The sequence below is a fragment of the Jeotgalibaca porci genome (assembly GCF_011299095.1).
GTDB lineage: Bacteria > Bacillota > Bacilli > Lactobacillales > Aerococcaceae > Jeotgalibaca > Jeotgalibaca porci.
In genome coordinates, this window is sequence record NZ_CP049889.1 from 1,155,273 (window position 1) to 1,168,143 (window position 12,871).

Annotated in this window: 17 protein-coding genes; all 17 read right to left on the reverse strand. The window is 38.7% G+C overall.

Annotation, left to right across the window (positions count from 1 at the left end; translation table 11 throughout):
• Positions 1-3: 3 nt before the first annotated feature.
• Positions 4-315: a flagellar hook-basal body complex protein FliE gene (gene fliE / locus G7058_RS05870; RefSeq protein WP_166062674.1), complete on the reverse strand. Its 312-nt coding sequence runs from the start codon at positions 313-315 to the stop codon at positions 4-6.
• 10 nt (positions 316-325) lie between these two features.
• Positions 326-754 (reverse strand): flagellar basal body rod protein FlgC, encoded by a 429-nt coding sequence (gene flgC, locus G7058_RS05875; RefSeq protein WP_166062675.1) that lies wholly within the window; start codon positions 752-754, stop codon positions 326-328.
• Between the two features lie 13 nt (positions 755-767).
• The gene (gene flgB / locus G7058_RS05880; RefSeq protein WP_166062676.1) at positions 768-1,148 is read right to left on the reverse strand and encodes a flagellar basal body rod protein FlgB; all 381 of its coding nucleotides are present in this window, start codon (positions 1,146-1,148) and stop codon (positions 768-770) included.
• Between the two features lie 231 nt (positions 1,149-1,379).
• Positions 1,380-1,742: a flagellar export chaperone FliS gene (gene fliS / locus G7058_RS05885; protein ID WP_166062677.1), complete on the reverse strand. Its 363-nt coding sequence runs from the start codon at positions 1,740-1,742 to the stop codon at positions 1,380-1,382.
• 10 nt (positions 1,743-1,752) lie between these two features.
• Positions 1,753-2,076 (reverse strand): hypothetical protein, encoded by a 324-nt coding sequence (locus G7058_RS05890; protein WP_166062678.1) that lies wholly within the window; start codon positions 2,074-2,076, stop codon positions 1,753-1,755.
• Between the two features lie 8 nt (positions 2,077-2,084).
• The gene (gene fliD, locus G7058_RS05895; RefSeq protein WP_166062679.1) at positions 2,085-3,812 is read right to left on the reverse strand and encodes a flagellar filament capping protein FliD; all 1,728 of its coding nucleotides are present in this window, start codon (positions 3,810-3,812) and stop codon (positions 2,085-2,087) included.
• 4 nt (positions 3,813-3,816) lie between these two features.
• On the reverse strand, positions 3,817-4,155 hold the full coding sequence (locus G7058_RS05900; protein ID WP_166062680.1) for a flagellar protein FlaG: 339 nt from the start codon (positions 4,153-4,155) through the stop codon (positions 3,817-3,819).
• A gap of 132 nt (positions 4,156-4,287) precedes the next feature.
• On the reverse strand, positions 4,288-5,229 hold the full coding sequence (locus tag G7058_RS05905) for a flagellin N-terminal helical domain-containing protein (RefSeq protein ID WP_166062681.1): 942 nt from the start codon (positions 5,227-5,229) through the stop codon (positions 4,288-4,290).
• Positions 5,230-5,326: 97 nt separating this feature from the next.
• Entirely contained in the window at positions 5,327-6,748 is a 1,422-nt protein-coding gene (locus tag G7058_RS05910) for a methyl-accepting chemotaxis protein (protein ID WP_166062682.1), read from the reverse strand.
• Between the two features lie 152 nt (positions 6,749-6,900).
• Entirely contained in the window at positions 6,901-7,797 is an 897-nt protein-coding gene (gene flgL, locus G7058_RS05915) for a flagellar hook-associated protein FlgL (RefSeq protein ID WP_166062683.1), read from the reverse strand.
• Positions 7,798-7,800: 3 nt separating this feature from the next.
• The gene (flgK, locus tag G7058_RS05920; RefSeq protein ID WP_166062684.1) at positions 7,801-9,231 is read right to left on the reverse strand and encodes a flagellar hook-associated protein FlgK; all 1,431 of its coding nucleotides are present in this window, start codon (positions 9,229-9,231) and stop codon (positions 7,801-7,803) included.
• 10 nt (positions 9,232-9,241) lie between these two features.
• Positions 9,242-9,610 carry a flagellar protein FlgN gene (locus G7058_RS05925; RefSeq protein ID WP_166062685.1) on the reverse strand — a complete coding sequence of 123 codons (369 nt, stop codon included), beginning with the start codon at positions 9,608-9,610 and terminating at the stop codon, positions 9,242-9,244.
• On the reverse strand, positions 9,610-9,903 hold the full coding sequence (gene flgM / locus G7058_RS05930; protein ID WP_166062686.1) for a flagellar biosynthesis anti-sigma factor FlgM: 294 nt from the start codon (positions 9,901-9,903) through the stop codon (positions 9,610-9,612). Before flgM ends, G7058_RS05925 begins: the two co-directional genes overlap by 1 nt.
• Before the next feature lie 121 nt (positions 9,904-10,024).
• On the reverse strand, positions 10,025-11,074 hold the full coding sequence (fliY, locus tag G7058_RS05935) for a flagellar motor switch phosphatase FliY (protein WP_166062687.1): 1,050 nt from the start codon (positions 11,072-11,074) through the stop codon (positions 10,025-10,027).
• Positions 11,074-12,066, reverse strand: coding sequence for a flagellar motor switch protein FliM (gene fliM / locus G7058_RS05940; RefSeq protein ID WP_166062688.1), 993 nt, complete (start codon positions 12,064-12,066; stop codon positions 11,074-11,076). The genes fliY and fliM overlap by 1 nt, the downstream gene beginning before the upstream one ends.
• On the reverse strand, positions 12,063-12,488 hold the full coding sequence (locus tag G7058_RS05945; RefSeq protein ID WP_166062689.1) for a chemotaxis protein CheW: 426 nt from the start codon (positions 12,486-12,488) through the stop codon (positions 12,063-12,065). Before G7058_RS05945 ends, fliM begins: the two co-directional genes overlap by 4 nt.
• A gap of 17 nt (positions 12,489-12,505) precedes the next feature.
• Positions 12,506-12,868, reverse strand: a complete 363-nt coding sequence (locus G7058_RS05950) for a response regulator (RefSeq protein WP_166062690.1) — start codon at positions 12,866-12,868, stop codon at positions 12,506-12,508.
• Between the last annotated feature and the right edge of the window lie 3 nt (positions 12,869-12,871).

Below are 12,871 nucleotides of genomic sequence, written 5' to 3' on the forward strand. Positions count from 1 at the left end.
CAATTAAAATTGCATGTTTTTCATTTCATTAAACGCTTCAATGCACTTATTACGAACTTGAACAGCCAATTCTAATGATAATTGCGCTTCGGTTGTTTGAATCATGACATCATGCATTTCAATATCTTCACCCATAATCATCGCTTGCATCGACTGATCTGCTCGGATTTGCTGTGAACTTAATTGATAGAAGGCATCGCCTAAGATATTTCCAAAACCATTACTGCCATTAATATCTGCTGTCTGAAAGGAGCCCATTTGTTCTACGCCATTTAGACGGTCCAACATGATACGTGTACTTGCTTCGATATTCATTTTATTCCTCCTACTTAGCCGAAATCAGCAATGCTTGTTTCAGCATGTCTTTACCAGCCTCTAGAGCTGTTGCGTTCGCTTCATAAGCGCGAATCGTGTTCATCATATTAACCATCTCATCTGCCATATTTACATTGGATGAAGCCACATAGCCTTCTGCATTGGCATCGGGGTGTGAAGGGTCGTAAGTCATCACGACCGTCTCATCAGTCGCGATTTCTGTTGTTCGTACTCCAAAACTTTTTTGGTTGTTTAAGTTAAATTGACTCGAACTGCTTTTAAGCGCTTCCTCAAACACAATCGATTTTCTTTGATACGGACCGCCTTCTTCTGTACGCGTTGTATTCACATTCGCGATATTTGTAGAAAACGTATCCAATTTCAAGCGTTCTAAACTTAACCCGCTGGAGCTAATATGTAATGCATCAAAAACTGCCATTTTTCACTTTCTCCTATCCACCTATAATTGTTTTCAATCGTGAATACTGACCATTCAGCTGACTAATGAGTGCTTGATAGTACAATGAATTCTCTGCGAGGTTCACCATTTCCATGTCCAAATCTACGTTGTTGCCATTTTCTTTCACAGAGGTCCCTGTGCGCTTACTCACAATCGGTTTAATATCTGCGATGTTACTGCTTCCCAAATGTTGTTCTTGAGTCTTATTGATGGTCACGCCATGAACGGATTTAGACAGGAGCGTTTCGAATGCTACCTGATTCGTTTTGTAGTTATCTGTGTTTATATTAGCGATATTACTATTAATTGCATCTTGTCTTAATGATGATGCTTCGATTGCATTTTTCAAGAGGTTTAGGTTGATATTTGTCATATATTGATTGCGCCTCCGTTTATTATAAAATGATGAAAATTAAATGTGAAAACTTAACATTTAAAGGTTTGATTGAAAAACTATTGTTTATTCCTTGATAACTATAGCAGATATTTAATCGTATTCAACAAAAATATTATATAATAATAATGCATATATTTTAACGCAGAAAAAGGAAGGCTTTTGACTAATTATAGTCGTGAAAGCACTTCCATGGCTTGTATATAGGCATTAAATTTGGTTCCAAGATTCTAATAATTCCTTGACAATTTTGATAGAGTTGTCGATAATTGTGACATCTTTTTGAACGTTCGCAAGCATTGCTTGTTCATATAAGTAGGTATACATCGTGTCTAGACTTTTGGCCACTTCTCCGCCTTCTTCAAAATTAAGCGTACTTTGTAATTCTACAATAATATTTTGATGTTTTTGAAGCGTTTTATTCGCTTGTTCAAAGTCGTTTTTCTCTATAAAAATCTTGGCTAATGATAAGTTTTTAATACTTCCTTCAAATAACAGCGAGACTAATTTTTTTGGTGAAGCAGTTAAAATTTGATTCTGTTGATACATGTTTTTTGCATTTTTATTATACATAACGGACTCCTTATAAATGGTGGTTCACAAAAGTTGGTTGTTTTCTGGGATAAAGATAGTTTTTTACTAAGGCTTCTTTTTTATTCATCGCGCGCATTTCCGTTGCAACTTCTGCTTTTGCTACTTTTAGTACGGCAATCATTTCCTGTTGCTTCGTAATAATAGCCTGTAATAGCAACGCTTCCTCTGGTGAATAAGGAACGGCTTCCATTGTACTCAAGTAGACAACGAGTGGTTTTAAGTGACTAATAACTTCTTGCGCTTGAGCGGCACTGCCATCCCAGTTAGCGGTCATTTTTTGCATCTCTTTTATGCGTATTATACGTTCGTCCATATATTCACCTATTTATTATTACCATTTGATGAACTGACTTGACTCATGAGGTAATTTATTTGTGACTCTGCTTCCATCATCGCAATATCCAAAGCAGTGAATTGTTTAATATAACGTTCACGTTTCGCATCTAGTCGTTCATTAAAGACGGTAATGCGTTTGTCTAAATCTTTAATCATTTTGTCATAGGTTTCATTTTTAGTCGCAATGATTCCTTCTTTAGAGTCCGTAAAGCTATTAAGCAATGTACTGAATTTTTGTGCCATACCCACTTCGTCTTTTTTCGTAACCGTTGTTCCGTCGGCTGCTTCTGACGTTGTTTCAACCGTATAGTTAAACAAATCGGAAACAATCTTGCTGTTCTCTTTTAAAGCTGTTTCGAGTTTAGATTTATCCAACGTTGCTTTACCGCTACGATCTACACTGATACCGATTGCGGTCGCAGTATTATTCCCCGCGTTACCATTCGCAACAGGTTGGGTTAATAGACCGCGTAATTGTGATTGTAGACGCATGATACTGCCGTCTCCCGCAAGGGCCCCCGTTTTATTATTTTCCTGTGAAGGATCACCTACATCCAATTGCGTTGAAATAAAGGTCATCGTCGAGTTATATTGATCGACAAAATCTTGTACAAGCTTCGTACTAGCTTCTAAATCGTCGGTTACTTTGGCTGTGACTGCCTCTGTCGTAGTCGCTTGCAGAGTCAATGTCACACCTTCCATAATATCGGAAATCGTGTTGGTATCACGCGTAATAGCAATGCCGTTTACGATGACAGAAGCTTGTTTCCCTTGTGTGACTTGGTTCGGCTTCAGATTAGCGAGACCTAAATCATTCGCCAGTGTACCGCCAATAGTAATTGTTTTATCCCCTAAATCCTCAATTTGAAGAACCACATGGTTATCAATAATAACCGCGGAAACGCCGCTCTCTTTTGTAGATTCATTAATACGATCAATAACTGACTTAATGCTGTCTTTTTCTGAAATCGGAAGCGTTTGGGCTTCTTTACCGCTGATACCAATCGTTAAATCGCCAGCTTTACCCCAAGCACTAGTCAATTTTGTATCTTCAGCTAGCTCTAGTTTATTTCCTCTCATGTGAGTAATGTTATTTGATCCTACGATATCTAAGCCTAAGTCGCTTGCCACTGTCCCGCCGATGTTAATTTTTTTATTACCTAAATCCGCACTTTGAAGAACCACATGGTTATCAATAATAACCGCAGAAACGCCGCTCTCTTTGGTTGATTCATTAATGCGGTCAATAACTGACTCAATACTGTCTGTTTCTGAAATCGTAATTGTTTGGGCATCTTTACCAGCGATACCAATCTTTAAATCACCTGCTTTACCCCAAGCACTACTCAATTTTGTGTCTTCAGCCAGTTCTAGTTTATTTCCGATGACTTGCGTACGGGTTGCGAGCTGTTTCACTTCGATTGAAAAATCACCTGAAAGAGCAGCTGGACTCGCACTTAAAGTGAACTTTCCTTCCTGAGAAAGCTTCACTTTCTTTGCATCAAACGCCGCTGGTTTCGTTAGAGCATTCATTTTGTCGGTAAGATTCGTCAAACGTGTTTGCACATCTTTCCAAGCTGACTGTTCAGCTTTTAGAGACGTTTGTTCTCCTGTAAATTTAGTAAGCTTCCCTGATTCCGCTGAGATTAATTGTTCCACCGTTTCCATGGTAATCCCCGAATAGGTTCCCATGATGTTCATTGAACTTGCCATTTCTTCACTCCGTTCTATCCACTAAAATACCTGCTTGTTCCCAAATACCTGCAATTACATTCAGCATTTCTTCAGGTGGAAATTCTTTGATTACTTCGTGTGTTTGTAAATCAATCATTTTGACAATGGTGCGATTGGTGCCTTCATGTGTCTCGATTGAAAATTCTGTGTTTAAGCCTACCACATATTTATTGGCTTCACTGACAATTCTTTTTAAATCAGTCGTTTCATTAAAGACTTCTTTATCATCTGCTTGATTCTTTTTATTAGGTGCGACGTTCTTTTCTAAATAATTCTGTTTGGCATCAAATAAAATTCGGTTAACATGTGTGATCCGTTCCATCAGTATTACCCCCAGTTAATTATGCACGAATTATTCTACTTGTCTTTCTATCGGATGAAAAAAAAAATAATTAAGACAAAAAAACATGAGAAACGATTGTAGTCGTTTCCCATGTTAAAAATTTTATGAAGATTATTGCAATAGTTGCAATACGCCTTGTGGCATTTGGTTAGCTTGCGCAAGCATGGATGTAGCTGCTTGAGAAAGGATGTTTGATTTCGTGAATGACATCATTTCTTCAGCCATATCAACGTCACGGATACGTGAGTTAGCTTCAGATAGGTTTTCTTTTGTTGTAGTTAGGTTGTTGATTGTGTGTTCTAGACGGTTTTGTGTAGCGCCTAGGTTTGAGCGTTGCTCAGAAACTTTTTTAATTGCTCCGTCAATTGCCTCAATAGCTGTATCTGCTGCAGTTTTTTCTCCTACTTTAGCAGCTGGCATAAAATCTCCTAGTGCAACACCTTTTACACCCGGTTTGGTAACTTTACCGTCTCCATCAACTTCCTCTTTTACCTCTGCTACCACATCGTCATCTTCTGCTTTTTTACCTAAAGAAACTTTGTTATCAAGAAGCGCTTTAGAAGTCATGTTTTTGAGTTTAACTTCTAGCTTATCTTTTTCATTAGTATCTGCACCAATTTGTAAAGATACACTTTCTTCGTCAGCTAATAGTTGTTTACCATTAAATTTTGTAGTTGTAGCAATTCTGTCAATTTCTGAAGTCAATGCAGTCAACTCATCTTGAATAGCTGACAAGTCGTCGACACTGTTTGTTTCGTTTCCTGCTTGTACAGAAAGATCACGCATACGATTCAAGATTGAGTGTGTTTCGTTCAAAGCGCCTTCTGCAGTTTGGATTAAAGAAATACCATCTTGAGCATTACGAGTTGCTTGTGTCAAACCAGAGATTTGGTTTTTCATTTTCTCTGAGATAGAAAGACCTGCTGCATCGTCCCCAGCTTTGTTGATACGTAGACCTGAAGATAGTTTAGCTAAAGATCCAGATTTAGAAGCGTTAGCTGCGCCTAGACGTGAGTATGTGTTCATTGCGGAAATATTTGTATTAATTCTCATTTGTGTTGCCTCCTATGTTTTGTTTAATGAGGTCTTGCCTCTATTATTAGTTATCGGGTGTGGTTAAAGATAGTTAAGGAAAAAATTGGATTTTTTATTAATTTTGTAATTCCATTTCGCCCGTTAACGCAGTTACTTGCGCACGCTTGGCAATCCGCTCAACCCGCTCCATACTTGCTTCTTCGTCAACTTCGGCTAAGAAGAGGTTGGCTTGGCTTTTTAAGCTGCCGGAAGCTTGCATCATTTGTTGAATATTCGAAGACATTTCTTCAATGGTTGCCAGGATTTCTTCGGTGTTGGCTGATACTTCTTCTATGCTAGCCGCATTTTCTTCTGCACCTTGCAGGATTTCGTCTGTACTTGCGACCAAGCTGCTTCTCTTCTCATTGATTTCATCTGCCATCATAAACAGACCGGCAATTTGTTCAGCTACAAGAAGAATCTTATCGGATACCGTGATACTCGTATCTAACGCTTTTTGAACCATTTCCGTTTGTTGACCGCCAAGCTCCGTCGTTCCTTTGACATTGGTTAGCATTTCGTCTGATTTCACTGCAATGGTTTGAATAATACTATGAATGTTATTTGAAGCTGTATTACTTTGTTCAGCCAATTTTCGGACTTCATCCGCTACAACCGCAAAGCCGCGACCATGCTCACCGGCACGTGCTGCTTCGATGGAAGCATTTAACGCCAATAAGTTGGTTTGATCCGCAATGGCACTGATTGTTTGTGTCATCGTTTCAACTTCTTTAACGGCATTCGTTACGTCGTAGATACTTGTCATCAAAACAGCCATTTCATCGTTTACTTGTTTCCAGCTTTCACTTACACTCTTCACACTGCGCTCATTTACGCCGTTAGCTGTGTTCGTTTCATCCATATAGTTCCCAATTTTTACGATAACAGCTTCCATATTAGTTAGTAAATCAGCTAGTACTGTCGCATCTTGCGTCATTTTTTGCGTTTCAAATAATTGTGCATTCGTTTCTTCGGTTACAGATAAAATTGTTGAGGCAACTTCTTCAGTTGCAATTGTTGTTTGGTGAGACATTTCCACTAGTTCATTTGCCATCGTGAACGTATTATTGGAACCACTTTGAATATTTCCAATCAGTTCACTGAAATGTGCCACCATATCAGAAAAGGCAGCGGTAATATTCTCAAATTCATTCGGATCCGTGTAGTGAGTAGCCGGATTTGTTTTTCCAGTAAAATTTTTATAGTCAGTTAGACTAAACTGTGTCGTCAAATCTCCTTCACTTACCCGTAAAAAGCTACCCGTTAACATATTTGCAACCAATTTAATTATTTTATTTGAAAGCGTATATGCGATTGCCATTACGATACCTGAAGCTAGTAAAATTGCGATCAGGTTGTAGCGCCAATCATTGGTAACAAAGTGCATAAAAAGAAATAACGCGATCATCGGCAGAGCTGTCATCCCCAAAACATATGGCATTAACATCCCGCTTAAGTTTTTCTTGAGTACCAATTTTTTACTTTCTTCTTTTGCCATCCTATTTCCCCCTTTTGTAAAATGTAAACCCTTTACTCTTTATCGGTTGATTTATAAGAAAGTTAAATTTTAAAAGGTTTTATTTTACAAAAGTGATAGAAATCTATTCTATGTTGTACGATTTCATTTTCTCCATAAAAAAAGACTACCCTTTAGAGGTAGTCGAGAATCGTTGTACTTAAAACTTTCGTTCCCATTTGCAAGGAAGCCTGGTAGGCTACCTGCTCCATTGAGAATTGCATATATTTTTGGGCGATATCGATATCTTCTTTTGATGAAAGCATTTCTTGTAGGTTTAAGTCCTGACTTTCGTTGCGGGATAGCGCTGAATCTAAACGGTTAGAAATTGCGCCGATTTCAGTACGGAACGTCACAACGTGATCGATACTTGCGGTCGTGTCGGCTAACAAGTTGCTCAATGCAGCGACGTCGTCCTTTTGCAAGGCGTCTGTAATTTTTACAAACAAGTCCCCCATTTTATCGCTATTCAATAACTTCGAGCCATCCGTCATTAAATCTAAATTGACGCCAGACGAAATTTCACGGGAAATATTTTGTTTCTTTCCCTTGTATTGAATGCCTGTAATCGAACCATCATCCGCTTTCGTAATCTCGAAAGGCAGAATCGTTGTCTTGGTTCCGCCGAAGATGTACCGACCGCCGAAATTGGTGTTCAAGGAATCGACAAAGGTCTGCATTTCCGTTTCGACTTCGGCTTTAACCACTAGGCGGTCTGATTCATTCATCGTTCCGTTAGCGGCTGATTGCACCAACGTGCTAATTCGCATAAGGGAATCCGTTGCATTGCTCAAAGCCGCGTCTTGCATATCTGTCCAGTCTTTAGCATCTGTTAAGGTTGTTTGATATTGCCCATTTTGAATAATGTTCTCTTTTAATTCCATAATTTGTGAGACCAACAAAGGATTATCTGAAGGTTTAGAAACTTCCTTCATCGAAGAGAGCTGTTGATGGAATTTTTGAACGTTTTGTTGGTTGACTGAAAGGTTCTTCAAGTAACCACGCGTTAGCATATTATCAGCTATTCGCATTTATTACACCCCTGTTCGATTAATCAATGTGTCGAGCATTTCATCAATGATAGAAATGATTCGGGCATTCGCTTGGAAAGCACTTTGGAATTTCATCATATCAACGACTTCTTCGTTCATATTCACGCCGGAGATTGAACTTCTTCTATCTTCTAAAAAGCCTAATACTTCTGATTGACTCGCCGCAATATTATCGGCTTGCTGTTTGATGATCCCCATACTTGTAACCATATCATTGTAGGCACCATTTGTTGTTGTACCACTTGTTTGCGGAGTAAAACTCATTTTATCTTCGTCATAGTTTCCAACAAAATCTGCACCTTGGAAATAATTCAATTTCGTTGTCGCTAACGCTGAAATAGCCGTTGCCCGTGAACCATCACCTGCTGCTGGGTTATCCAAATCCAAATCTTTCCCTGCATTAATCAGTGATGTATCAGCTTTAATAGCTGCATTCACAGTAATATTTTTTGCTGCATCTGTTTGTGAAACAGTAAAGAACTCTTTGCCGTGAACTGTATTAACAGCTGTAGCAAAGCTATAGGCTAACTGATTCAACTCCACTTTTTTATCGTTGATAACTGCAAGTGCTTCTTGGGACCCTTTGATACTGCCATTTTCAATAGCAATAGCTTTTACAGAACCGTCTGCACCTTGGAGTTCAAGTTCGCCTTTTGCTCCGCCGGATTGAACTGCCAATTTTTGAATGGTGTCGCCATCCAATACGGGATTACCATCTAATTCCAGTTTTACACCTTGGAATTTATCGTACGTAACCGTAACGTCCGCAATACTAGCAAGTTCTGTCGTCAGACGGTCGCGTTGGTCTAATAAATCGTTAGGTGTTTGGCCTTTAATCACAACATTAAAGATTTGTTTATTCAAGGTTGAAAGTTGTCCAACTTTTTCGTTAAAGTCTAAAACGTCTTTTTCGATTGAATAAAGCGTATCGCCTTCCAATCCTTCGATTTGATTGGCCATTTGCTTTATTGTATCGGTTAATGTTTGAGATTCTTGGCTGACCATTGTTTTTGCTGTTGCAAGCTCTGGACTTGATCCCAGATAATTCCATGCCGCATAGACACGGCTAAAGCCAGCACTCAAGCCTGTTTCCGATGGCTCGTCAAAAATCATTTCCAATTGTGACAAAGCATCTGACTTCGTTGCATGACGGCTATAAGAAGAAGTTTCGTCTTGAATCTGCTTCGTTACATAATCATCAACAACGCGGACAACACCGGACATTTTAACTCCCGTTCCTAATTGCCCAACTCCCGTATAGTTATAAGGGTTGTCTGCTTGTAAATTCACCCGTTGACGTGAATAGCCGGGTGTATTCATGTTAGAGACGTTATGGCTCGTTGTTTGTAATGCAGTTTGTGCTGCTGTCATGCCTTTAACGCCGATATTGAGTGTTCCAAATAATCCTGACACGGTATTCCTCCTATAGTGATTGATTCAATATACTTGCTTGGGTCAAGCCTGTTTGCTGACCGGATTTAGAGTAGGTTTTCCCTGCTTTTTTTACACCTTTACTTAGTGCTTCCATGACCGCTTCTTGATAATCAAGGGCTTGCTTCGTTAATAATAAATTCGTCTCTTGTAAGTGACGAATTGTATCAACTAATGCCTCTACTTCATTATCTGCATCTTGTTGGAAATCAAAAGTGGGAAACCATTCAATAAAGACGTGTTTCTCTGCAACAATACTCTGGATGACAGCACCCTCATTATGAATCAATGCTTCTTTTTCTCGTTCAAGTAATGCAATAAATTGTTTTAAAAAATCACCAGGATTATTGGTTATCTCCATTATTTTTCAACCTTTTTTTGGGCAACCATTGTATCGCGTATGCCGGAAGCAATCTTTTCAGCTGATACAGTGTATGTACCGGCTTGGATTGCTGCTTTAATTGCGGCTGCTTTTTCACTTGGTGCAGCATTCAAGCTAGCTTTGGATAATTTACGTGCTTCATCTGAAATGTCTACGGAAATATGTTCTTTTTTAGTAGTAGATTCCACTGCTTTAGAGTTGGATTGTACTGTTGCTTGTTTATTTTGATTTACTGCGTTTAAGTAATAGTTTTGTCCATTGGTTATTTTCATAGCAAATGGCCTCCTTATGGTCCGTTTTATGCTCTCTTATAGTATATCGGAAGTCAGCGTCAGTTATTAACCTTTTTCATACAAAAAAGACAAAAGAAATGATTTCTTTTGTCTTTTTAGCTTATATATTACGTAATCTATTCTCTTTACTCAGGATGTTCGTAATACGAATACCAAAACTTTCGTTAATAACCACGACTTCTCCTTGCGCAATCATTTTACCATTTACATAAATATTTAGCGGTTCATCTGTTAATTTGTCTAGTTCTACAACAGAACCCGTGCCTAGAGCTAAGATATCACGGATTGTTTTTTTACTTTCACCCAACATAACGCTGAACTCAAGCGGGACATCCATAATTAAATCTAAGTTTTTAGGCGTATTTGTAACATCGTTCACTTCTAGCGCCTGGAATTTTGGCTTTTGAACAGCCACTTTTTCTGTTTCTTCCTGCACGGGTACTTCTGCGACCGGCTTAGGCGTTGCTGCTGTTTCTATGACTTCCGCTTCATCACCCAACATGATTTCAATCATATCTTTCACAGCATCCATTGTAAAGACTTGCATAATGGTACTTTCCAAGACATTTTCAACCACAAGCTGGAAAGATATTTCGCACACTTCATTGGTAATTTCGGTAGCGCTTGATGGCGTTACTTCATTCTCCGTCCACACATTTACTTCTGGAGGTAAAATATCCACAACGCGATTAAACATCGTCGCCATTGCCGTTGAGGCAGAACCAATCATTTGGTTCATTGCTTCGCCTACAGCGCTCAACTCCAACTCTGTTAAAGTGTCCATCATCACTTGCCCGTCGCCACCCATCATCAGGTTCGCAATTTTACCTGAATCAGAAATGTCCAACAGCAACATATTGCTCCCTTTAATCCCTTTTTTGAAAGCAATGGTCGTCATTACTCTTGGACGCGGAGAATCTTTTAAGATTTTATCAATGGATGTTACTTTGACGCGTGGTGTAGTAATCAAAACTTGAAGACCCAATAACTCAGAAAGAGTGGTTGCTGCTTGCGACATGGAAATATTTGCTACTTCACCAATAATATCTTTTTCCATTTGGGTTAAATCATATGCGGTCTCAGAAGCAGCAGCCGCATTGCCATACATCAAGCTGTCTATTTCTTCTTGCGTTAATTTTTCATTACTCATTAATCCTGATTTCCTCCAATATCTTGTAATACTTCAACGGCCATTTGATCTTCCAATATACCTGGTTTAACGAGGTAATAGGGTTGTTTTTCGATTGATAAGATGAGTGGATCGCTCGTACGTTTTTGAAGTGGCACAATGTCACCTAATTCAAGCTGCAAGAAATTCTCCAAGCTTAATTCTGTTTTTCCTAATGTCACTTCGACATTCAGCTCAACAGCTTGCAAGCTTTTTTCCAGATGGTCCTGGTCACTTGCATCGGCTTCTTTTCCACTATGGAACCAGTTCCGGAAGCTTAATTTCTCTAACATTGATTCATAGAAAATGTAAGGAATACAGAGATTTAAAAAGGATGTATTTCCTAATAATTCTATTTCAAAAGTAATTAACGATACCGGCTCATTGGGTGAAATGGATTGAATCAATTGTGAATTTGTCTCCATTGAATCCAATGAAACGTCCATATCCGCAATATCCCGCCATGCGTTCTGGAACGCTACACCAAACTGTTGGATAATATCTTCCAAAATCGCCCGTTCAATTTCTGTAAAATACGTTTTAGTAACTTCTTTTGTAAAAGACGCTTCGTCCGCACTCCCGCACATAATTTCTACGAGCTGGAAACAAATTTGTGGGTTCAATTCAACAATTTGAATCCCTGGTTGAGGACTCGCATGAAAGACACCCATCATTGTAAAATACGGAACAGAATGCAGAAATTCATCAAAACTTACTTGTTCGATTGATTTTAAATGCATCGATACACTCGATTGAAGTTGGGTCGTCAATAAATTTTCCGAGATTTTGGCATATTCTTCAAATACCATTGTGAGTGTAGATATATACTCTTTAGATAAACGAACAGGTCGTTTAAAGTCATACTGCTTAATCTTCACCTGTTCTTTTTCTTCAAGTACTGCGACATCGATTTCACCACTTTGCATACCGGCCATCAACGCATCTATTTCTTCTTGTGATAAAACTGGATTCAATTTGACCCCTCATTCTTGGAAAACAAAGTTGATAAGCGAATTAAGCTTATTACGGCATCTTTTTGTGAAAAAACGCCGCGAAAAATACCTTCGCCCTCAACTGGTAATTGAATGTCATCTTCATTGATATCAATCACTTCATGAACTTTATCAACGGCCAAGGCCACTTGTTTCCCATTGTGCTTAATTATGATGGTGTTATTGTAGCACAACTCTTCATTATTCTCCGTCTTATCTTCAATGTTCATAAAACGTTCATAATGAAGAAGAGAAATGACATTACCACGAAGATTAATCAGTCCCAGTAGCCACAGTGGCGCCTTAGGTACTGCTGTCCAAGATACAGCACCCGTAATTTCTTCAACTGCAACGGATGGCATACCGTAAAGTTTATCTTGTAGGGAAAATATAACCAATTGCATCTTGTATCCCCCTCTTATTAGTTTGTGACTTTACTTAACGATTTCACAACACGTGCAGTATCGAAAGGCTTCACAATAAAATCAATGGCACCTGCTTTAATCGCATCCATCACCATTCCTTGTTGTCCCATTGCGCTACACATAATAACTTTTGCAGCTGCATCTGCTGCTTTGATTTGTTTCAAAGCATCGATTCCATCCATTTCTGGCATTGTTATGTCCATTGTTACTAAATCAGGTTTTAGTTCTTGATACATTGTGACAGCTTCTAAGCCGTTTGCAGCTTCTCCCACAACCGTATAGCCATTTTTCTCCAAAATATCTTTCAATTTCATACGCATAAATGCTGCATCATCTACTACTAAAATATTCTTAACCATTAT